General features: G+C 60.0%; 21 protein-coding genes. 11 read left to right on the forward strand and 10 right to left on the reverse strand.

The genetic code is table 11. The annotated features are described in order from the left end of the window. The first annotated feature begins 17 nt into the window (after positions 1 to 17). Complete coding sequence (locus tag ACR0KJ_RS08865; RefSeq protein WP_170520895.1) at positions 18 to 914, forward strand: ParB/RepB/Spo0J family partition protein; 897 nt, start codon at positions 18 to 20, stop codon at positions 912 to 914. Here ACR0KJ_RS08865 and ACR0KJ_RS08870 read toward each other — a convergent pair. The 4 genes from ACR0KJ_RS08870 to rph are packed head-to-tail and all read right to left on the reverse strand — an operon-like array spanning position 904 to position 3,729. Next, on the reverse strand, positions 904 to 1,257 hold the full coding sequence (locus ACR0KJ_RS08870; RefSeq protein ID WP_170453356.1) for a YbaN family protein: 354 nt from the start codon (positions 1,255 to 1,257) through the stop codon (positions 904 to 906). The genes ACR0KJ_RS08865 and ACR0KJ_RS08870 overlap by 11 nt on opposite strands. A 3-nt stretch (positions 1,258 to 1,260) precedes the next feature. Next, positions 1,261 to 2,415 (reverse strand): radical SAM family heme chaperone HemW, encoded by a 1,155-nt coding sequence (hemW, locus tag ACR0KJ_RS08875; protein WP_170453357.1) that lies wholly within the window; start codon positions 2,413 to 2,415, stop codon positions 1,261 to 1,263. Continuing rightward, complete coding sequence (rdgB, locus tag ACR0KJ_RS08880; protein ID WP_170453358.1) at positions 2,405 to 3,019, reverse strand: RdgB/HAM1 family non-canonical purine NTP pyrophosphatase; 615 nt, start codon at positions 3,017 to 3,019, stop codon at positions 2,405 to 2,407. The genes hemW and rdgB overlap by 11 nt, the downstream gene beginning before the upstream one ends. Next, the gene (rph, locus tag ACR0KJ_RS08885) at positions 3,016 to 3,729 is read right to left on the reverse strand and encodes a ribonuclease PH (RefSeq protein ID WP_170453359.1); all 714 of its coding nucleotides are present in this window, start codon (positions 3,727 to 3,729) and stop codon (positions 3,016 to 3,018) included. The genes rdgB and rph overlap by 4 nt, the downstream gene beginning before the upstream one ends. Positions 3,730 to 3,841: 112 nt before the next feature. On the opposite strand from rph, the gene hrcA reads away from it, so the two are divergent. Both hrcA and ACR0KJ_RS08895 read left to right on the forward strand, forming a co-directional pair. Continuing rightward, positions 3,842 to 4,906, forward strand: a complete 1,065-nt coding sequence (gene hrcA, locus ACR0KJ_RS08890) for a heat-inducible transcriptional repressor HrcA (protein WP_170453360.1) — start codon at positions 3,842 to 3,844, stop codon at positions 4,904 to 4,906. Positions 4,907 to 4,916: 10 nt separating this feature from the next. Then, positions 4,917 to 5,480: a nucleotide exchange factor GrpE gene (locus ACR0KJ_RS08895; RefSeq protein ID WP_170453361.1), complete on the forward strand. Its 564-nt coding sequence runs from the start codon at positions 4,917 to 4,919 to the stop codon at positions 5,478 to 5,480. 58 nt (positions 5,481 to 5,538) lie between these two features. On the opposite strand, the gene mutS is transcribed toward ACR0KJ_RS08895, so the two are convergent. Continuing rightward, on the reverse strand, positions 5,539 to 8,154 hold the full coding sequence (gene mutS / locus ACR0KJ_RS08900) for a DNA mismatch repair protein MutS (RefSeq protein ID WP_480626605.1): 2,616 nt from the start codon (positions 8,152 to 8,154) through the stop codon (positions 5,539 to 5,541). 161 nt (positions 8,155 to 8,315) lie between these two features. Here mutS and ACR0KJ_RS08905 point away from each other — a divergent pair, with 161 nt between their 5' ends. Beyond that, positions 8,316 to 10,571 carry an NADP-dependent malic enzyme gene (locus ACR0KJ_RS08905; protein WP_170520907.1) on the forward strand — a complete coding sequence of 752 codons (2,256 nt, stop codon included), beginning with the start codon at positions 8,316 to 8,318 and terminating at the stop codon, positions 10,569 to 10,571. A 3-nt stretch (positions 10,572 to 10,574) separates the two neighbouring features. After that, positions 10,575 to 11,447: a ribokinase gene (locus ACR0KJ_RS08910; protein WP_170520909.1), complete on the forward strand. Its 873-nt coding sequence runs from the start codon at positions 10,575 to 10,577 to the stop codon at positions 11,445 to 11,447. Here the strand turns inward: ACR0KJ_RS08910 and msrA are convergent. After that, positions 11,444 to 12,115: a peptide-methionine (S)-S-oxide reductase MsrA gene (msrA, locus tag ACR0KJ_RS08915; protein WP_480626479.1), complete on the reverse strand. Its 672-nt coding sequence runs from the start codon at positions 12,113 to 12,115 to the stop codon at positions 11,444 to 11,446. The two genes, ACR0KJ_RS08910 and msrA, sit on opposite strands and share 4 nt — an antisense overlap. Positions 12,116 to 12,215: 100 nt before the next feature. Next, on the reverse strand, positions 12,216 to 12,965 hold the full coding sequence (locus ACR0KJ_RS08920) for a creatininase family protein (protein ID WP_480626480.1): 750 nt from the start codon (positions 12,963 to 12,965) through the stop codon (positions 12,216 to 12,218). A 55-nt stretch (positions 12,966 to 13,020) separates the two neighbouring features. Here ACR0KJ_RS08920 and ACR0KJ_RS08925 point away from each other — a divergent pair, with 55 nt between their 5' ends. Then, entirely contained in the window at positions 13,021 to 13,629 is a 609-nt protein-coding gene (locus tag ACR0KJ_RS08925) for an XRE family transcriptional regulator (RefSeq protein WP_170453366.1), read from the forward strand. Between the two features lie 34 nt (positions 13,630 to 13,663). Here the strand turns inward: ACR0KJ_RS08925 and ACR0KJ_RS08930 are convergent, their stop codons facing one another. Beyond that, complete coding sequence (locus ACR0KJ_RS08930; protein WP_170453367.1) at positions 13,664 to 14,434, reverse strand: transporter substrate-binding domain-containing protein; 771 nt, start codon at positions 14,432 to 14,434, stop codon at positions 13,664 to 13,666. Between the two features lie 121 nt (positions 14,435 to 14,555). Between ACR0KJ_RS08930 and ACR0KJ_RS08935 the strand changes: the two genes are divergently transcribed. From ACR0KJ_RS08935 to ACR0KJ_RS08950, 4 genes are read left to right on the forward strand one after another with little or no spacing between them, the layout of a single operon-like run. After that, entirely contained in the window at positions 14,556 to 15,296 is a 741-nt protein-coding gene (locus tag ACR0KJ_RS08935; RefSeq protein WP_170453368.1) for an amino acid ABC transporter ATP-binding protein, read from the forward strand. 9 nt (positions 15,297 to 15,305) lie between these two features. After that, complete coding sequence (locus tag ACR0KJ_RS08940) at positions 15,306 to 16,067, forward strand: amino acid ABC transporter permease (RefSeq protein WP_480626481.1); 762 nt, start codon at positions 15,306 to 15,308, stop codon at positions 16,065 to 16,067. Positions 16,068 to 16,081: 14 nt separating this feature from the next. Then, positions 16,082 to 16,417: a carboxymuconolactone decarboxylase family protein gene (locus ACR0KJ_RS08945; protein ID WP_170453370.1), complete on the forward strand. Its 336-nt coding sequence runs from the start codon at positions 16,082 to 16,084 to the stop codon at positions 16,415 to 16,417. 5 nt (positions 16,418 to 16,422) lie between these two features. Then, positions 16,423 to 17,475, forward strand: a complete 1,053-nt coding sequence (locus ACR0KJ_RS08950) for an aromatic ring-hydroxylating oxygenase subunit alpha (RefSeq protein ID WP_170453371.1) — start codon at positions 16,423 to 16,425, stop codon at positions 17,473 to 17,475. Here the strand turns inward: ACR0KJ_RS08950 and ACR0KJ_RS08955 are convergent. After that, the gene (locus tag ACR0KJ_RS08955; RefSeq protein ID WP_480626482.1) at positions 17,464 to 18,570 is read right to left on the reverse strand and encodes a hypothetical protein; all 1,107 of its coding nucleotides are present in this window, start codon (positions 18,568 to 18,570) and stop codon (positions 17,464 to 17,466) included. The genes ACR0KJ_RS08950 and ACR0KJ_RS08955 overlap by 12 nt on opposite strands. Before the next feature lie 139 nt (positions 18,571 to 18,709). Between ACR0KJ_RS08955 and ACR0KJ_RS08960 the strand changes: the two genes are divergently transcribed. Continuing rightward, entirely contained in the window at positions 18,710 to 19,291 is a 582-nt protein-coding gene (locus ACR0KJ_RS08960) for a carboxymuconolactone decarboxylase family protein (protein ID WP_480626483.1), read from the forward strand. A 17-nt stretch (positions 19,292 to 19,308) separates the two neighbouring features. On the opposite strand, the gene ACR0KJ_RS08965 is transcribed toward ACR0KJ_RS08960, so the two are convergent. Further along, positions 19,309 to 19,590 carry an SCP2 sterol-binding domain-containing protein gene (locus tag ACR0KJ_RS08965; RefSeq protein WP_170623499.1) on the reverse strand — a complete coding sequence of 94 codons (282 nt, stop codon included), beginning with the start codon at positions 19,588 to 19,590 and terminating at the stop codon, positions 19,309 to 19,311. Positions 19,591 to 19,912: the final 322 nt, after the last annotated feature.

Below are 19,912 nucleotides of genomic sequence, written 5' to 3' on the forward strand. Positions count from 1 at the left end.
GGAGTGAGGAGGGCGACGTGAGCGCCAAGAAAGCAAAACCAAGGGGGCTGGGACGCGGGTTGTCTGCCCTGATGGCGGATGTAACTCAGGAAGCTGATGGTCTGGCACCGACTCAGCCGCGTCGACCTGACCTGACGGTTCCGATTGAAAAGCTGCAAGCCAACCCAAATCAGCCGCGCCGGACGTTTTCGCCAGAGCAGTTGGATGAGCTCGCGGCCTCGGTCAAGGAAAAGGGCATCATCCAGCCCCTGATCGTGCGGTCCATTGGCGAAGGCGCCTATGAAATCGTCGCGGGTGAGCGCCGCTGGCGCGCTGCTCAGATGGCGCAACTACATGATATTCCAGTCATAGTTCGGGATTTCGACGATACCGAGGTTCTGGAAGTTGCAATCATTGAAAACATTCAGCGGGCCGATCTGAACGCGGTGGAAGAAGCCGCCGGATATAAACAGTTGATGGACCGGTTTGGTCACACGCAGGAAAAACTGGCCGAGGCCTTGGGCAAAAGCCGCAGCCATATTGCAAACCTTCTGCGTCTTTTGTCCCTGCCGTTGGACGTGCAGACATTGGTGATCGAAGGCAAACTGTCCGCAGGGCATGCGCGGGCGCTGATCACGGCCGAGAATCCGTCGGAACTTGCCAAACAGGTTGTTAAGGAAGGTCTGTCCGTCCGCGCCACCGAGGCTTTGGTGAAGAAGCAACAGCGGGGTGATACTGACCGCCCCGCGCCGAAGTCGCGAAACCTGAATGCAGGCAAGGATGCGGATACGCGGGCGCTTGAGAAGGATCTTTCGGCTATTCTGGCGATGAAAGTGTCGATTAATCACAAGCCGGGAACCGAGACCGGGCAGGTTGTTCTGACCTATGAGAATCTGGATCAGCTGGACGATCTGTGTGCGAAACTCAGCCGTTAGGGCGGGTCCAGATAAAGACCATGACGCCGCCCAGAACGACGGCTTGAATGATCAAGACATGGGGCGGCGCAGATAACATGACTGCGAGGCTGAATACGGCGGCGACCGACAAGGTGGCCGCCTTTTTTGCAGCCGGGCGGATAGCGCCGGATCGCTGCCAGTCCAGGATCATTGGCCCGAACAGCCTGTGCGTGATCAGCCAGTTATGTAGGCGGGAGGAGGATCGGGCGAAGAAAAACGCAGCCAGCAGCAGAAAAGGCACCGTAGGCAGCAACGGCAGAACGACGCCGACCATTGCAAGCGCAACGCAAACAAGTCCCAGCCCGGCCCAGAGAAACTGCATTCGCTACTCCAAAAGCTCTCGGATCACGGCATTCAAAACCGCGCGCCCATCTGCTGTTGCACTAAGCCGCCCGTTCTGATGGCAGATCATGCCAATATCGGTCAGGTGATCCAGTGCGTCCGAGGGCAGGGGTAGGCCAGATAACCGACTGTATCGATCAATATCTAGTCCTTCAGCTACGCGCATACCCATCATAAGGTATTCTTTGGCTTGATCCGTCGGGGATAACGTTGTGCGCTCTTTTTCCCCGTTGCCTTGTGTGGCCGCTTTCAGCCAGCGGTCCGGGTTCAGGTAGGTCTCGGTTGCGTGTTTCTGGCCGTTCAACGTGACCCGCCCATGGGCACCGGGACCGATCCCCACGTAATCGCCATAGCGCCAATAGATCAGATTGTGCCGGGATTCCGCACCGGGGCGGGCATGGTTGGAGACCTCATAGGCAGGCAGGCCGTGGGCGTCGCAGATGTCCTGCGTGGCCAAGTACATATCGGCGGCGCTGTCATCTTCGGGCAGGCCGCGCAGTTTGCCGACGGCGTAACGGTCGCCAAAGGCGGTGCCGTCCTCGATGGTCAGTTGGTACAGCGACAGGTGGTCGACAGCCATCGACAATGCATCAGACAGTTCCGCGCGCCACGCGTCCAGCGTCTGGTGTTGGCGGGCATAGATTAGATCGAAACTGACCCGGTCAAAGCAATTGCGCGCGATGTCATAGGCGGCGCGGGCCTCGGCCACGGTATGGATGCGGCCCAACCGGCGCAGGTCGTCGTCATTCAGCGCCTGCACGCCCATCGAGATGCGGTTCACACCCGCGTCGCGATAAGCGGCGAACCGGCCAGCCTCGACCGAGCCGGGATTGGCCTCAAGCGTGATTTCCATATCGTTCGACGGGCGCCACAGGGCGCGGGCCGTATCTATTACCGCCGCGACCGTTTCGGGGTCCATCAGGGAAGGCGTGCCGCCGCCAAAGAAAATCGTATCAAGGACACGATCCGGGGTTTCGGCGGCGCTGCGGTGCAACTCGCCCAGATACGCAACAAGCCATTGTTTTTGATCAATATTTCTGGAAACGTGACTGTTGAAGTCGCAATAGGGGCATTTGGCCTCGCAAAAGGGCCAATGCACATACAGGCCAAAGCCCCCGTTGCGCCAATCATCCGCCAAAGCAGCCTTTCACGAACATCTCCACCGCGCGGCCGCGATGGCTGATCTTGTTCTTTTCCCAGCGATCCATTTCGGCAAAGGTAATGTCATGGCCCTCGGGGACAAACATCGGATCATAGCCGAACCCGTCCTTGCCACGGATTGGCCAGGTCAGATGGCCGGGGGCGATGCCTTCGAACACCTCATCATGCCCGTCGGGCCAGGCAAGAACCAGCGTGCAGCGGAATTGCGCGGTGCGCGGATGAGGGGCGTTTTTCGCCTCGAGTTCGTTATGGGCGCGGGTCATCGCCATCAGGAAATCGCGGCCCTCGCCGGTTTCGGCCCAATCGGCGGTGTAAACGCCCGGCGCACCGTCCAGCGCGTCGATGGTGATCCCGGAATCGTCCGACAGGGCAGGCAGGCCGGTGGCCTTTGCCGCGGCATGAGCTTTGATCCGGGCGTTGCCGACAAAGGTATCCTCGGTCTCTTCCGGTTCCGGCAGGTTCATCTCGCCTGCGCCCACGACGGTCACACCAAAGGGCTCAAGCAGATGCGCCATCTCCTCAAGCTTGCCTGTGTTATGGGTGGCGACCAGAAGCCTGTCGCCGTCGAACTTGCGGGTCATGCGGTGGCGGCTTTCTGTGCGGCGGCCAGTTCACCGACGCCTTTTTCGGCCAAATCCATCAGCTGATCCATCTGCGCGCGACTGAAGACCGAGCCTTCGGCGCTCATCTGCACTTCGATCAGTTTGCCCGAGCCGGTCATGATGAAGTTTCCATCGACGCCCGCTTCGCTGTCCTCGGGGTAGTCCAGATCCAGAACCGGCTGACCAGCGTAAATCCCGCAGGACACGGCGGCAACAGGGTCCACCAGCGGATCGGAAATCACATCGCCCGCCTTCATCAGCTTGTTCACCGCCAGACGCAGCGCCACCCAACCGCCGGTGATCGAGGCGCAACGGGTGCCGCCATCGGCCTGGATCACATCACAGTCTATTGTGATCTGACGTTCACCCAAGGCAACCCGATCCACACCGGCACGCAGGGCGCGGCCGATCAGGCGCTGGATTTCCACGGTGCGCCCGCCTTGCTTGCCGCTTGCCGCCTCACGTCGCATCCTTGTGTTGGTCGCGCGGGGCAGCATACCGTATTCGGCAGTGACCCAACCCAGGCCTGAGCCTTTGATGAACGGCGGCACGCGGTCCTCGATGGTGGCGGTGCACAGTACATGGGTATCGCCCATCTTGATCAGGCAGGAACCTTCGGCATGTTTGGTAAAGCCGGTCTCGATTGAAACCGCGCGCATTTCGTTTAGATCACGTCCTGAGGGTCGCATGGAAAATCCTTTGTTTGCTGGGTTGGGGATAACGCCCCGCAGCGTTACGATGCAACCCCGATTGACCTTTCATTTGCCTGCGATTTAATGGCGATCCAGCAAAGGAACGCGGATGAGCGAAGCAAGCAAAATTCTGAGCGAGATGAACGACCGGTCGCGCGAGGTGTTTCGGCTGATCGTCGAAAGCTATCTGGACAGCGGTGAGCCCGTTGGCAGTCGGACGCTGACCCGCACCCTGTCGGAAAAAGTCAGCGCCGCAACCGTGCGCAACGTGATGCAGGATCTGGAATATCTCGGCCTGCTTGACAGTCCTCATGTCAGCGCCGGGCGGATTCCGACCCAGCAGGGTCTGCGGATGTTTGTGGATGGCTTGCTTGAAGTTGGCGATCTGGGGGCTGATGACCGGCAGAAGCTGGATGAGACATTAGGCTCTAACGCGGGCGATGTGGGCGGGATGCTGGACCGAGTGGGGTCGGTCTTGTCACACGTGACACATGGCGCCTCGCTGGTTCTGACCCCCAAACATGAGACCGAGATCAAACACATCGAGTTTGTCTCACTGGCGCATGATCGCGCGCTGGTGGTCCTGGTGTTCTCGGACGGGCATGTGGAAAACCGCCTGTTCACACCGCCTCCGGGGCAGACGCCCAGTTCGATGCGCGAGGCGGCGAATTTCCTGAACGCGCTGATCGAGGGGCGCACGCTGAGCGAAGTGCGCCGTCAGATGCAAAGCCAGATTGACGCGCGCAAACAGGAAATAGACGTGCTGGCGCGCGAGATGGTCGAAAGCGGCATGGCCGCCTGGGACGGGGATGGGGGCGACTCGGCCCGTTTGATCGTGCGGGGGCGGGCGAATCTGCTGGGTGACTCGGGCGAGGCCGAGGAGCTGGACCGTATCCGCACCCTGTTTGACGATCTGGAACGCAAGCGGGACATCGCGGAATTTCTGGAATTGACCGAAGAAGGCGACGGTGTGCGCATTTTTATCGGGTCCGAGAACAAACTTTTCTCACTTTCGGGTTCCTCTTTGGTGGTGTCTCCATATATGAACGCTGATCGAAAGATTATCGGTGCGGTCGGGGTCATCGGGCCAACGCGTCTGAACTATGGACGGATCGTGCCGATCGTGGATTATACGGCGCAACTGGTCGGCAAGCTGATATCCGACCGGAGCTAGAGGGTAAGAGATGGCAGAGCCCAAGAACGAAGATTTTCTGGACGATATCGCAACCGCCGAGGCGGAAGAGCTGGCCGAAGAGCTGATGGATATCAGCGAAGAGGCGCTGGAGATCGACGCGCTGCGTGCCGAGCGGGACGATTACAAGGACAAGTTCATGCGCGCGCTGGCGGATGCCGAGAACGCGCGCAAGCGTGGCGACAAGGCGCGCCGTGATGCCGAGCAATATGGTGGATCGAAATTGGCGCGCGACATGCTGCCGGTTTACGACAACATGAAACGCGCGCTTGAGGCGGCGACCGATGAGCAGAAAGAAGTGGCTGCCGGTTTGTTGGAAGGTGTTGAACTTACCATGCGCGCGCTTAAAGACGTGTTCCAGAAGCACGGGATCGAGGTAATCACGCCCGAAGTAGGCGACCGCTTCGATCCGAATGTGCATGAGGCGATGTTCGAGGCCCCGGTGCCGGGAACCCGCGCAGGCGATATCATTCAGGTGTCGGCCGAGGGGTTCATGCTGCATGACCGTTTGCTGCGACCTGCACAGGTTGGGGTGTCTTCGACACCGGCAAGCTGATTGGCCTCTGCGAGGCCAAGCCTTCGGCGAGAGTATTTTTGAAAAGATGAAGGGGCGGTTAGGATTTGGCCGCCTCTTTCAGTTTGTAGATCAGGTCGAGCGCTTCGCGCGGGGTAAGCTCGTCCGGTAGGATCTCGGCCAGCATGTCGGTGACAGGGGAAGCCTTGGGGGCTGGCGGCGGCGGGGGCGGCGCGGCGGAGAACAGGGGCAGGTCATCGATCAGCGCCTTTTGCTTGCCGCCTTCGCGTTCGGTTTTTTCCAGCTGGTCCAGTACGATACGCGCCCGGTCCACCACCGAGGCGGGCAGGCCTGCAAGCTGGGCGACCTGCACGCCGTAGGACCGGTCGGCGGCGCCTTTGTGGACCTCGTGCAGGAAGATGACCTCGCCTTCCCATTCCTTGACCGCAACGGTGGCGTTGTCGACGCCTTCGAGTTTACCGGCCAGCGCGGTGAGTTCGTGGTAGTGGGTCGCAAAGAGGGCGCGGCATTGGTTGGCGGCGTGCAGATGTTCCAGCGTGGCCCAGGCGATCGACAACCCGTCATAAGTGGCGGTGCCGCGGCCAATCTCATCGAGGATCACCAGCGCGCGGTCGTCGGCCTGATTCAGGATGGCGGCGGTTTCGACCATTTCGACCATGAAGGTCGAGCGGCCTCGGGCCAGATCGTCCGAAGCTCCGACGCGGCTGAACAACTGGCTGACGACGCCGATATGGGCCTGCTCTGCCGGAACATAGCTGCCCATTTGTGCTAGCAGGGCGATCAGGGCGTTCTGGCGCAGGAAGGTTGATTTACCCGCCATGTTGGGGCCGGTCAACAGCCAGATGGCGGCACCCTTGTCGGCGCTGAGGTTGCAGTCATTAGCGATGAAGGCATCGCCGCCTTGCTGGCGCAGGGCGTGTTCGACGACCGGGTGGCGGCCGCCCTGCACGTTGAACGCGCGGGAGGTGTCGACCTGTGGGCGGCACCAGTCTTCTCCGCGCGCGAGATCGGCCAGAGCAGTGGTGAGGTCGAGTTCGGCCAGCCCTCGGGCTGCTTGGTTCAAGCGCGCGGCTTTGGTCAGAATCTCGCCAGAAAGTCTTTGATAGAGCCGCTTTTCGATCTCCAACGCCAGATTTCCGGCGTTCAGGATGCGGGTTTCGATCTCGGAGAGTTCGACGGTCGTGAACCGGACCTGATTGGCGGTGGTTTGGCGGTGGATATAGGTCTCGGAGAACGGCGGGTTCAGCATCTTTTCGGCATGGGTGGCCGTGGTTTCGATGAAATAACCCAGCACGTTGTTGTGCTTGATCTTCAGCGAGGTGATGCCGGTATGTTCCGCGTATTTCTGCTGAAACCCTGCAATGACGGATCGGCCTTCGTCGCGCAGGGTGCGGGCCTCGTCCAGTTCGGTGTCGAAACCGGGGGCGATGAAGCCGCCGTCGCGGGCCAGCAAGGGTGGTTCGGCGACAAGGGCGTCGTCCAGCAGGGTCAGCAGGTCGTCGAAACCGGTCAGGTTCTGCACGGCGGTGGCCAGAAGGACGGGTAGGTCTTGCGGGGCGCAGAGTTCGGCGATGGTCGCCGCCTGCGCCAGACCGTTGCGGATGGCGGCGAGATCGCGGGGGCCACCGCGTTCCAGCGAAAGCCGCGACAGGGCGCGGTCCAGATCGGGGGTTTTGCGCAACGCCTCGCGCAGGTCCGAGGCAGTCAAACTGTCCTCCGCGGCGAAACTCACCGCGTCTAGACGGGCGTGGATCAAGTCCAGATTTCGCGACGGGCTGGAGAGGCGCTGTTCCAGCAGCCGAGCGCCACCGGGGGTGACGGTCCGGTCGACAACGGACAACAGAGAGCCGGCGCGACCGCCGGACAGGGATCGCGTCAGCTCCAGATTGCGGCGCGTGGCGGCGTCGATTTGCACCACACGGTCCTCGGATTCCTTCAAGGGCGTTTGCAGTAAGGGCAATTTGCCCTTCTGCGTGATTTCCAAATAGTCGATCAGTGCGCCCATGGCCGAAACTTCGGCGCGCCCAAAATTTCCGAACGCGTCCAAAGCGCCCACGTGAAACAACCCGCAGATGCGTTTTTCTGCCGCGGCGCTGTCGAAACTGGCGCGCCCGATGGGGGTGAGTGAAATGCCCAGATCGCGGACGGGTTCGTGCAGGGGCTGTTCCGATCCGTCCGCCACGACCAACTCGGACGGGGCAAGCCGGGCCAGTTCGGGGCTGAGGCGTATGGACGTCAAAGGCATCACGTGAAACGCGCCTGTCGAGATGTCGGCCCAGGCCAGCGCGGCCTCATCCCGGACCTCGGCATAAGCGGCCAGAAAATTGTGGCGGCGGGCCTCAAGCAGCGCATCTTCGGTCAGGGTGCCGGGCGTCACCAGACGCACGACATCGCGCTTTACCACTGATTTAGAGCCTCTTTTCTTTGCCTCAGCCGGGCTTTCCATCTGTTCGCAGACGGCCACGCGGAACCCCTTGCGGATCAGGGTCAGCAGATAGCCCTCTGCGGCATGAACTGGCACGCCGCACATCGGAATATCGGTGCCGTTGTGCTTGCCGCGTTTGGTCAGGGCGATATCCAGCGCCTCGGCGGCATTCACCGCATCCTCGAAGAACATCTCGTAGAAATCGCCCATGCGGTAGAACAGCAGGGCATCGGCATGGGCCTCTTTGATCTCGAGATATTGCGCCATCATCGGCGTGACTGTGGACAAAAGCGGCCCCCTTCTGGCGTATTCCGGGCGCGACCTTACAAACGCGGCCCCCGCGACGAAAGGTGAAAACGTATTCCCGTTGAGGCGCAGCCCCGCCTGCGCTATGAGGCATCAGCCCTGAAGTCATGGAACCGACGTTTAAAATGCCCAAAGCGAAGATCACCAAAGAAGAGGCGCTGGCCTTTCACCTGGACCCCACCCCCGGCAAGTGGGAGGTGCAGGCCACCGTTCCCATGACCACCCAGCGCGATCTGTCGCTGGCCTACAGCCCCGGCGTGGCGGTTCCCTGCGAAGCCATCGCCGAAGCGCCCGAGACGGCGTATGACTATACCAACAAGGGCAATCTGGTCGCCGTGATCTCGAACGGGACCGCCGTATTGGGTCTGGGTAATCTGGGCGCGCTGGGCTCGAAACCGGTGATGGAGGGGAAATCCGTCCTGTTCAAACGGTTTGCTGACGTGAACTCGATCGATATCGAACTGGACACCGAGGACCCGGATGAATTCTGCCGCGCGGTGAAGCTGATGGGGCCGACATTCGGCGGGATCAACCTGGAAGACATCAAAGCGCCGGAGTGTTTCATCATCGAACAGCGCCTGAAGGAAGAGATGGACATTCCCGTCTTCCATGACGACCAGCACGGTACGGCGGTGATCTGTGCGGCGGGTCTGCTGAATGCGCTGCATATCTCGGGCAAGAAGATTGAGGATGTGAAGATCGTTCTGAACGGGGCCGGCGCTGCGGGGATTGCCTGTATCGAACTGCTCAAGGCGATGGGTGCAAAGCACGAAAACTGCATCGTTTGTGACACCAAGGGCGTGATCTATCAGGGTCGGACCGAGGGCATGAACCAGTGGAAGTCGGCCCACGCGATCACCACCGAATTGCGCACGCTGGAAGAGGCCATGAAGGGCGCGGATGTGTTCCTGGGCGTGTCGGTCAAAGGTGCGGTGACGCAGGATATGGTCGCCAGCATGGCCGACAACCCGGTGATTTTCGCCATGGCCAACCCTGATCCCGAGATTACGCCGGAAGAGGCGCACGAGGTCCGCGTTGACGCCATCGTCGCCACCGGGCGCAGCGACTACCCGAACCAGGTGAACAACGTTCTGGGCTTTCCCTACCTGTTCCGCGGCGCGCTGGACATCCATGCCCGCGCCATCAACGACGAGATGAAGATCGCCTGTGCCCATGCGCTGGCCCGTCTGGCGCGCGAGGATGTGCCGGATGAAGTCGCAATGGCCTATGGCAAGTCGCTGACCTTTGGCCGCGATTACATCATCCCGACGCCGTTCGATCCGCGCCTGATCCACCGCATTCCACCTGCGGTCGCCAAGGCCGGGATGGATACCGGCGCGGCCCGCCGTCCGATCATCGACATGGACGCCTATGAGCTGAGCCTGAAATCTCGCATGGATCCGACGGCCAGCATTCTGCGTGGCCTGAACGCCCGTGCCCGTCAGGCGCAAAGCCGAATGATCTTTGCCGAGGGCGACGATCCCCGCGTGTTGCGAGCGGCGGTGATGTATCAGCGCTCGGGCTTTGGCAAGGCGTTGGTTGTGGGTCGGCCCGACGAGGTGAAAACCAAGCTGGAAGAGGCAGGTCTGGGCGACGCCGTGCGCGAACTTGACGTGGTCAACGCTGCGAACACCACGCATCTCGAGACCTATAAGGACTTTCTTTACAAGCGTTTGCAGCGCAAAGGGTTCGACCGCAAGGACATCCACCGCCTTGCGGCCCGCGACCGGCACGTGTTCTCGTCGCTGATGCTGGCGCATGGGCATGGGGACGGGCTGGTTACCGGTGCCACGCGCAAATCGGCGCATGTGATGGACCGGATCAACCATGTATTCGACGCCGATGCCGCCCATGGCGCGGCAGGTGTGACTGCGTTGCTGCACAAGGGTCGGATCGTGCTGATCGGTGATACGCTGGTGCATGAATGGCCGGACGAAAACGATCTGGCCAATATCGCAGAACGCTCGGCCGCTGTGGCGCGTCACATGGGTCTGGAGCCGCGCGTGGCCTTCGTCAGCTTCTCGACCTTCGGCTATCCGGTATCGGAGCGGGCCGAGAAGATGCATGTCGCGCCCGAGGTTCTGGACCGTCGCGGCGTCGATTTCGAATACGAAGGCGAGATGACCGTCGATGTGGCGCTGAACCTCGATCAGCAAGAGGCGTACCCCTTCTCGCGCCTGACCGGCCCGGCAAATATCCTGATCGTGCCTGCACGCCATTCGGCCAGCATCTCGACCAAGCTGATGCAGGAAATGGGCGGCGCCACCGTGATCGGCCCGATCCTGTCCGGTGTCGACAAGCCGATCCAGATCTGCTCGACCGTTTCGACGGCGAATGACATTCTGAACATGGCCATTCTGGCCTCTTGCGATATTGGATAAGCCATGACGATCTGGAACCTCGGCTCGATCAATGCGGATATGGTCTATGCCCTGCCGCATCTGCCCGCGCCGGGGGAGACGCTGGCGGCCAGTGGACTGGAACGGTTTCTTGGCGGCAAAGGGGCCAATATGTCGGTCGCGGCGGCGCGGGCCGGGTCGCAGGTCAGCCATATTGGCGCGGTCGGGGCCGACGGGCGCTGGGCGAAGGATCGGCTGACCGAATATGGCGTCGACACAAGGTTCATTGCCGAGGTCGATGTGCCCACCGGCCATGCCATCGTGGCCGTGGATGCGCAGGGTGAGAACCTGATTGTCCTCTTCCCTGGATCCAACCATGCGCTTGAGGTGTCGCAGGTCGGGCAGGCGCTGGCATCTGCCAATACCGGGGACCTTCTGGTTCTGCAGAACGAAACCAACGCGCAGGTCGAGGCCGCCCGGATGGGGCACGAACTGGGCCTGACCGTCTGCTACGCGGCAGCCCCGTTTCAGGCCCAGGCCGTACAGGACGTTCTGCCTTATCTGGATTTTCTGATCCTGAATGAGGTTGAGGCCGAGCAATTGCGGCAGGAAACCGGGCTGGACGCCGCGCAACTGCCGGTGCGCCATGTCATCGTCACCCTTGGCGCAAAAGGCGCGCGGTATCTGCAACAGGGCTGTGATCCGGTCGATTTCGCGGCCCACAAGGTTCAGGCGGTCGATACGACCGGTGCGGGGGATACGTTCACGGGTTATGTTCTGGCCGGGATGGACCGGGGGATGCCGATGGAACAGGCGATCCTGCAAGCAAATCGTGCCGCGGCCCTGATGGTCACGCGGCACGGTACGGCGGATGTCATTCCTGATCTGCGCGAAGTGCGCGACGCGTCTTTCGATTAAGACCCGGCAAAGGGTGCGTCTGTGCCCCAAAGCTGTTTCACACGCGCATCCCGACCGCAGGCATTGCGATAGGCCTTATAGGCGTTCTTCTGACGTTTCGGACCAAAGCGGGTGAAGACCAGTTTTTCGCCCTTGTAATAATCCTGATGGTAGGCCTCGGCCGGGTAAAAGGTAGATTCTTGCAAGATTGGCGTCACCACCGTCTGACCCAATGCGGCCTGCGCCTGTGCCTTGGCCTTTTCCGCTTGCGCCTTTTCGCCCGAGTTAGAGACGAAAATCGCTGTGCGATAGCTGTCACCCCGGTCGCAGAACTGACCGCCCGCATCGGTGGGATCGACCGAGCGGAAGAACATGTTCAATAGCGTTTCACGGGAAACCCGGGCCGGATCGAAGGTGATCTGAACCGCTTCGTAATGGCCTGTACCGCCTTTTGAGACCTGATCATAGGTTGGGTTGGCCGATTTGCCACCGGTATATCCCGACACCGCGCCCACGACACCGGGGACGGATTCGAAATCGGATTCGACGCACCAGAAACACCCGCCCGCAACGGTCAGTGTCTCGGTGCCTGCCGCCTGAGCGGGCAGGACCCGCAGCATCGCGGCCAAAGTTATGAACGTCAGCAACAGGGCGGGCTTCGCAAAATCGAGGTAGGCAGTTCGGGTCATGGCAGGTCTCCTTCCGAGACTGAAAGTGGCCCGAGAACCGACCCGTTGCAATCGCCTGACATCGATTGTCACGCGCTGGTGAGACGAGTTTATCCGCAGCCTAACGAACCTGTCGCGCCAGATCCTGAAACGCTGCAAACTGTTCTGCGATCGCCTGTGCGGCGGTGTCCAGCAGCCGCGCGCCGTCCTCGGGCGTGGCCAGCGCGGAATGGGATCCGACGCGGCCATCCGGGAACGCGGCCCGGTGTTCTTCGGGTGGGCCGTGACGGTCGCCGCTATGGGCGCGGATATAATCAGAGCTGAGTTTCTTGGGGGGATCGGCGGCCAATCCCGTTGGCAAAGCCCCCAACAGGCTTTGCGTGATCGCGATCTCGGACGGGGTGGCGTGCATCCCCTCCCACGCGCCATAAAGGTTCTGGCGCAGGGCGTTGACGCTGGGCGGCTCCCACCAGCTGACAATTTGAATCCGACCTGCGGGCAGGGCGTCAGCGATGCGGTTCAACGGTGCCAGATTGGCGCCGTGACCATTCACAACAAAAACACCGGTAAACCCTTGCGCCAGCAGGCCCGAGATGACCTCGCTCGCCATGGTTTGAAAAATCGGCTCCGACAGGGAGACCGTACCGGGAAAGGCCGTGTTGAACGGGGCCGGGGTGTAGGCCAGCGCCGGAGCCACGATGGCGTCGCACCGCTTGGCTGCGGCCAGCGCTATCGCTTCGGCGCAGATCGTGTCGGTTCCGATCCGGCCCATCGGCCCATGCTGCTCGGTCGATCCCACGGGCAGCAGGATTGCGGCCCCGGACTTGATCCGGGCCTCGACCTCATACCATGTCATATGATCCAGTTTCATGATTACAGCCTGACTATCGCTTTTCCTTTTGGCAACACGCCGATACGCTGAGCGCATGGAACAGCCACGTACCATTGAAACCCAGAAGCCGCCGCTTGATCATGTGATCGGGCTGGCCGTCAAAACCCATCGCATGCTCGCAGGTCTGACGCTGGCCGAGTTGTCGGGTCAGTCCGGGGTCTCGACCGCGATGATCTCGAAGATCGAGCGCGGACAGGTCTCGGCCTCGCTTGGAACGCTGGATGCGCTGGCAAACGGGATCGGTGTCCCCCTGATCAATTTCTTTGCCGCAACGGTCGAACGGTCCGACGTGTCTTTTGTTGCGGCGGGCGAGGGTGTGACGGTGCAGCGGCTGGGCAGCGGTTACGGTCATAGCTACAAGCTGATCGGCCGCGCCGAGGCCAAGCATGTCAGTTTCGAAAGCTTCAGCGTAACGCTGGAATCGCCTCTGGGGCCACGACCATCATATCAACATCAGGGGATCGAGTTCATCCACGTCACCGATGGTGAGATGGTCTATGGCTGCGGGGATGAGGCCTATCATATGCGCCCCGGCGACTCCTTAAGCTTTGATTCAAACGCTGCGCATGGGCCGGTTGAGCTGAAGACGGACAAGGTCAGTTTCATAACCGTTGTGGCCAAGGCCGTACCCAGCGGAAATTGAAAACGCCCGGCGGTAAGGCCGGGCGCTGGTCAGGTCAGAGACCCCATTTCTCTCGATTCGCTTCGAAGAAACCCTGCGCCTTCTTCACCTCGATCCAGTTGTTGACGTAGTTGATCCAGACCTGATCGTCCTGCGGCAGGATCATGGCGATGGGCGAAGGCGAACGGGGGCCCGCATTCTTCACGCGGACAACCGGGAATTTGTCTTCAAGGGTCGAGCCTTCGATGTTCGATGTGATGAACACGTCCGCACGTCCGGCGATAACCTCCTGAAAGCCACGGGCCGGCGCTTCGACAACCTTGATTTCCGCATTCGGGAACCATTCACGCACGCGCTTTTCAAAGGTGGTGCCCAAAGTGGTGGCAACCGTCACGTCGGGTTGGTTGATCGAGTCGTAGCCGTCGAATTTGTCGGCCTTGTCCTTGGTGGTGTAGGGAAACAACTCGACCGCGATATAGCTGTCCGAAAACCCGGCAACCTTCATGCGCGGCGGCGAGATCGAAGCCGAGCCGGTCAGGTGGTACTTGCCCGCAACCACGCCATTGACCAGGGTTTTCCAGTCGGTCGGCACATATTCGACCTCGACCCCCAGATCGGTGGCCAGTTCGTTCATGATGTCGATGTCATAGCCCTTGTAGCTGTTCGTCGCCGGATCGCGCAGGGACATCGGGTTCCAGTCGCCGGTTGTGCCGACTTTCAGAACGCCCGAATCCAGCACTTCGTTCAGGGCCGATTGTGCATGTGCCGCGCCCGACAATACCAGTCCAAGCGCTGCGGCTGCCGCAGCTTTCCAAATCGTGTTCATTTATTTCTCCCGTTGGTGGCGGTTGGGTCTTGCTGCCATATTGTTCCTTGATTTAAGCGCGAAGGGGAAGATAACCTCAAGAAAATATTCCACTGTGAATAAAATAAGGGCAGGTCAGCCAATGCCAGACGCCGCCATCGAGCTTGTTGATGTGAACAAGTGGTTCGATACGTTTCACGTTCTCAAGGACATCAATCTGACGGTCAACAGCGGCGAAAAGGTGGTGATCTGCGGACCTTCGGGGTCGGGCAAATCCACTGTTGTGCGCTGTATCAATCAGTTGGAGAAGCACCAGAAAGGCACCATCCGCATCGATGGGGTCGAACTGAAGGACGATGCCAAATCCGTGGCCACGATCCGGTCCGAGGTCGGCATGGTGTTTCAGCAGTTCAACCTGTTCCCGCATCTGACCGTTCTGGAAAACCTGACGCTGGGCCCGATCAAGGCGCGCGGCCTCAGCCGGAAAGACGCCGAAGACCGCGCGCGCCATTACCTTGAGCGGGTGCATATCCCAGATCAGGCCGATAAACGCCCGATCCAACTGTCTGGCGGCCAGCAACAGCGCGTGGCGATTGCCCGATCCCTGTGCATGGAGCCCAGGGTTCTGCTGTTTGACGAGCCGACCTCGGCCCTCGATCCGGAAATGATTGCCGAGGTGCTCGATGTGATGGTCGAACTGGCGAATGAAGGCATGACCATGGTTGTTGTCACCCATGAGATGGGCTTTGCCCGCAAGGTCGCCGACAACATGATTTTCATGGATGCGGGCGAGATCGTGGAACAGGGCAAGCCGGAACATTTCTTCACCAATCCCACCTCGGATCGGTGCCGGAAGTTCCTGAGCCAGATTTTGCAGCACTGAGTGGGCATGATGAAAAAAACGCTTCTTCTTCTGATCCCGCTCTTGTTGCTGACCGGTTGTTCCTCGTCCCAGACCTGGGGCTGGTATGTGATCGATCCTACGACGGATACGGGCTGGACCAATGTGAAATTCCTGATCTCGGGCATGGGGGCGACGATCCAGATCTCTCTGATCGCCGCCGTTCTGTCGATTGTCATCGGTTTGCTGGTCGCCTTGCCCGGATTGTCCGAAAAGCGTGGCTGGCGGTTGTTGAACAGGGTCTATGTCGAGTTTGTTCGCGCCATTCCCCTGCTGCCGATGCTGTTCTGGGTGTTCTACGGCTTGCCGATTGTGTTCCAGTCGATGGGCATGAACATTCCCATCGACCCGTTCTGGGGTGCGATCATCACGCTGGCGATTTCCGACAGCGCCTTTACGGCTGAGATTTACCGCGCGGGCATTCAATCTATTGCACGCGGGCAACGCGAAGCGGCGCAGACCATCGGGCTGAACTATGTGCAAACCATGCGCTATGTGATCCTGCCGCAGGCGATCCGACGCATTCTGCCCCCCTTGGCAAACCAGTTCATCTACATCGTCAAGATGAGCGCCTTTGCCAGCGTCATCGGCATGCAGGAACTGACCCGCCGCGCGAACGAGCTGGTGGTGACGGAATACCGCCCGCTGGAAATCTACACATTGCTGATTTTCGAATACCTGATCCTGGTTCTGATCATCAGCGCCGGTGTGCGATGGCTGGAACGCCGCATGGGCGCGGATGAACGCGGTTAAGACGGAGATAATAAATGGACTGGAAAGACTTCATGGCCGAGACCGAGGCCAATATCGGCACCTTTTCGAAAGAAGTGCCCGAAACCGTGCGCGGTTTTGGCATCATGGGAAAGGCCGCCAAGGCCGACGGTGCGCTGAGCGAAAAGACCAAGGAATTTGTCGCGCTGGGCATTGCCGTTGCCACAAAATGCGACAGCTGCATCGGGTTTCACGTGAAGTCACTTGTCCGCCTTGGTGCCACGCGCGAGGAGCTGTGCGAGGCGCTCGCCATGGCAACCTATATGGGTGGAGGCCCATCCTTCGGATACAGTGCAAAGGCCCTGAAAGCCTTTGATGTGTTTTCGGAGTAACCCCCATGCGTCCTGATCTGGCCGGAGCCGAGGGCTTTATCCGAAACTGCTGGTACGTCGCGGGCCGCAGTGAGGATTTCGGCCGCGACCTCAGCCCTGTGCGGATGCTGAACGAAGAGATAGTGATCTATCGCGACACCAAAGGCGTGGCCATTGCGCTGGAAGATGCCTGTCCCCACCGCAAACTGCCCCTGTCGCGCGGAACTGTCGAGGGCGATCACGTGGTCTGCGGCTATCACGGGCTGACCTTCGATTGCAGCGGCGAGTGTGTGATCGCGCCAACGCAGTTGGACAACCCCCCGCGCCGCGCCGCTGTGCAGTCATACCCGGCCGAGGACCGCTGGGGCTTCCTGTGGCTATGGATGGGTGACCCGGCGCAGGCCAATCCGGATGACATCATCGACATCCCGAATTTCGACAACCCAAGCTGGGGCAAGACCCAGACCGGCGCGATGGAGATGGCGTGCCACTACCTGTACATCATCGACAATCTGCTGGACCCCAGCCATGTGGCCTGGGTGCATCTGACTTCATTTGCCGGGGCCGGAACCGACAACCGGCCCCTTGATCTGGAAGAGACCGAAAGCGGCGTCATCGTCTCACGCTGGATCGCGGACGAACCTGCACCGCCATACTATGCGCCGATCCTGCCCTTTGGCCCAACCTGCGACCGCAAGCAGCATTACGAATGCCGCCTGCCATCGACCGCGATCAACATGTCCGTCTATACGCCGGTGGGTGAGGGCGGGGCGGATCGTCCCATCTCGGACAATGCGTTCATCAATATCTCTTACAACTTCATCACGCCGGTGGATCACGAAAGCGCACGCTATTTCTGGTTCCAGCATCGCAACATGCATGCCGATGACGCGGCTATGTCCCAGCGGATGTTCGACGGCGCGGTTATGGCGTTCAACGAGGACAAAGAGGTGCTGGAATACGTCCAGACCGGTATGGCGCAGCGCAAATCCGGCTATATCAACCTTGGGCTGGATGCGGGCGCGATGCGGTTCCGGTCGCGGGTGGCGAAGATGATCGCGTCCGAATCAGTGGGCTGACAACCGGCCATTTGCGCCCTGACCGACCCGCTGTTCGGGCGCGTCAAAAACGGCTCTGATACAGGGGTATTCGTCCAGAACTGCCTGCCCGCCGGGGATCAGCTCGGGCCTGAAAATACCATTGTCCCAAATCGCCATGCCATCCACGGCAATCGTCGGGTCCAGCACGTTCAGCGAAATCTCACCCGGTGCGTAATGCCCGCAGGTGTGAAAATGCAACAGGCGGGGGTTGCCAAAGGCCGATCCGCTCCACCGTTCGAAATTCTCAAAAGCAGGCGCGGTATAGGCGCATCCCGGATGAATGCCTGCATGCCACGAGTGCATGGTCATCGGGTCCAGATCAAACATCTGCCCGACCTTCTGATAATGCATCTGTGCGCAGTGCACGTCCATGTCGTGACCGGAAAACCCGGTCAAACGCCCGCCGTCAAAGTGAACCGCCAATGGCTCCCTCAGGTCGCAGCCATAAGGCTGATAGAATTTCGACCCGGTTCCCACAAGAAATCCATCCTGCATCACAATGCCGGAAAAGCCCTGGGCCGGGACGGGCGCAAAAACGGACATCGGAAAGCGCGCCACGCTGACATCCGCGGCGCCTTGCTTAGGATACGCGGCCCCCGGCCCGCTGAAATCCGTGCCCAAGGGGCAGGTGACGCGGATGCGCTCGGCCTCGGCCATAACGGCGTTCACCGCGTTCTTCAGCGCAACAAACCCGGTATAGTTCGCCCGGCCAAAGCCCGAGGCCAGCATCTGCGCGTCCAACGCATAAGACATGATGGGCTGAATGCCCGACAAGCCCGTGTCAAACCTGATCTGGTCGCCGGTGCGGGACAGGAACAGCGTTCGGTCCGCAGCCTTCATATCGGCAATCAACTGATCGGACAGTTTGACCTCAATCGGGTCAAAAGGCACTGTTTGCACGGATGTGTCGATCTTCAGGGTGCGGGCGCAGTCCAGAATGGCCTGCCCGATCTCTTCATCGTAATAGGCGTTTCCGGGGTCTTCGCACAGAACAAGCAGGCGATCGCCCCGGGACAGGCCACCGCATCGCAGCAACAGGTTTTCAGCGCCTGAATACAAATCAGACCGGTGCATTCCGTCTGCCCCTTACCAAGAATGATCCCAAGACTCGCTGGTCTGTTCACGATTTTGTTATAATCAAAAATCTCTTGCCAGTAAAAACTTTTACTGACACTCCCAAAAACACCGGCAATTAACCGCAGGAGACACCAAGATGAGCGCCTGGATCGACATGATCCCCGATGAACAAGCCGAAGGTCGCCTGAAAGAGCTGTTGGACAAAGCGCGGACCCCGCACGGCACCGTTGACACCGTGATGCGGGTGCATTCGCTGCGGCCCGAGACGATGAACGGGCATGTCACGCTGTATCGGTCGGTCCTGCATTCACAGGACAACAAGCTGCCGTTCTGGTTTCTTGAGGTGGTGGCCAGCTATACCTCGATCATGAACGACTGTACCTATTCGCTGACGCATCACTTCATGAATGTGCGCAATCTGCTGAAGGATCAGCCGCGAAGCGACCGGATCTTTGTCGCGCTCAAGGCGCATCGACCCGAGGATGAGTTCGGCGGCAAGGAACTGGCCTTGCTGCGCTATGCGGCCAAGCTGACCACGGATGTGGGAAAGATGGTGAAATCGGATTTCGAGGCGCTGAAAATTGCCGGGTGCGAGGATGGCGAAATCCTCGAGGTCAATCAGGTCTGCGCGTATTTCAACTATTCCAACCGGTTGCTGAACGGGCTGGGGGCCACGACCGAGAACGATGTGATCGGGTATTACAAAGGCGACGACTAGCTGGGGGTGGGCTGACCTCAGCCCAGCAACTGCCCCAACTTCATCGCAACGCCCATGTTACCCGAGATCTTGAGTTTCCCCAGCGCGACGCCGGTCATCGGGTTCAGCTTGCCGGTCAGCAGCTTGCCCAGATTGTCTTTGGAAATCCGGATCGTGCAATCGGTGTCGCGATCCTCGGTGCTGGCGGTATTGTCGGCCAGAACAATCACGCCATCGTCACCGCAATCGAATTTGAGCGAGCCATCAAAGCTTTTGCCGTTCAGGCCTTTTTGAATTCCGTCGGCGATGTCCTGCAGCATGATCTGTCCTTCTCTTGATTGACGCTTGCGTAATAATAAAGAGATGAATTTGGCAAGGTTGACCAAGCTGGAAGCGTAAGAGCTTCTTGTATTTTGAGTCGCTGAATCGAGAGCGTACGTTGTCGAATATCCGGTATGCGGCGAAGCTTCTAGCCCAACATGTTGTAATACCACATAGAAAAAGACTCGACTCGCGGGCTCGGACTCGCAATCATAAAGGGGCACCTAGTGGAATAGGTGCCCCAAGACTGCCGCAAACGGGCATTCTGTCTGGTATAGACACTGCGATTCTCAACGATATCGCGAGTCCCGTCAAGCATGT

This window comes from Ruegeria sp. AD6 (genome assembly GCF_056542325.1).

Excerpts from the sequence above, each read along its gene's own strand:
- ACR0KJ_RS08870 (WP_170453356.1), bottom strand. The coding sequence starts at position 1,257 with ATGCAGTTTCTCTGGGCCGGGCTGGGACTTGTTTGCGTTGCGCTTGCA.
- rdgB (WP_170453358.1), bottom strand. The coding sequence starts at position 3,019 with ATGACCCGCAAGTTCGACGGCGACAGGCTTCTGGTCGCCACCCATAAC.
- rph (WP_170453359.1), bottom strand. The coding sequence starts at position 3,729 with ATGCGACCCTCAGGACGTGATCTAAACGAAATGCGCGCGGTTTCAATC.
- hrcA (WP_170453360.1), top strand. The coding sequence starts at position 3,842 with ATGAGCGAAGCAAGCAAAATTCTGAGCGAGATGAACGACCGGTCGCGC.
- ACR0KJ_RS08895 (WP_170453361.1), top strand. The coding sequence starts at position 4,917 with ATGGCAGAGCCCAAGAACGAAGATTTTCTGGACGATATCGCAACCGCC.
- mutS (WP_480626605.1), bottom strand. The coding sequence starts at position 8,154 with ATGATGGCGCAATATCTCGAGATCAAAGAGGCCCATGCCGATGCCCTG.
- ACR0KJ_RS08905 (WP_170520907.1), top strand. The coding sequence starts at position 8,316 with ATGCCCAAAGCGAAGATCACCAAAGAAGAGGCGCTGGCCTTTCACCTG.
- ACR0KJ_RS08910 (WP_170520909.1), top strand. The coding sequence starts at position 10,575 with ATGACGATCTGGAACCTCGGCTCGATCAATGCGGATATGGTCTATGCC.
- msrA (WP_480626479.1), bottom strand. The coding sequence starts at position 12,115 with ATGACCCGAACTGCCTACCTCGATTTTGCGAAGCCCGCCCTGTTGCTG.
- ACR0KJ_RS08920 (WP_480626480.1), bottom strand. The coding sequence starts at position 12,965 with ATGAAACTGGATCATATGACATGGTATGAGGTCGAGGCCCGGATCAAG.
- ACR0KJ_RS08925 (WP_170453366.1), top strand. The coding sequence starts at position 13,021 with ATGGAACAGCCACGTACCATTGAAACCCAGAAGCCGCCGCTTGATCAT.
- ACR0KJ_RS08930 (WP_170453367.1), bottom strand. The coding sequence starts at position 14,434 with ATGAACACGATTTGGAAAGCTGCGGCAGCCGCAGCGCTTGGACTGGTA.
- ACR0KJ_RS08935 (WP_170453368.1), top strand. The coding sequence starts at position 14,556 with ATGCCAGACGCCGCCATCGAGCTTGTTGATGTGAACAAGTGGTTCGAT.
- ACR0KJ_RS08940 (WP_480626481.1), top strand. The coding sequence starts at position 15,306 with ATGAAAAAAACGCTTCTTCTTCTGATCCCGCTCTTGTTGCTGACCGGT.
- ACR0KJ_RS08945 (WP_170453370.1), top strand. The coding sequence starts at position 16,082 with ATGGACTGGAAAGACTTCATGGCCGAGACCGAGGCCAATATCGGCACC.
- ACR0KJ_RS08950 (WP_170453371.1), top strand. The coding sequence starts at position 16,423 with ATGCGTCCTGATCTGGCCGGAGCCGAGGGCTTTATCCGAAACTGCTGG.
- ACR0KJ_RS08955 (WP_480626482.1), bottom strand. The coding sequence starts at position 18,570 with ATGCACCGGTCTGATTTGTATTCAGGCGCTGAAAACCTGTTGCTGCGA.
- ACR0KJ_RS08960 (WP_480626483.1), top strand. The coding sequence starts at position 18,710 with ATGAGCGCCTGGATCGACATGATCCCCGATGAACAAGCCGAAGGTCGC.
- ACR0KJ_RS08965 (WP_170623499.1), bottom strand. The coding sequence starts at position 19,590 with ATGCTGCAGGACATCGCCGACGGAATTCAAAAAGGCCTGAACGGCAAA.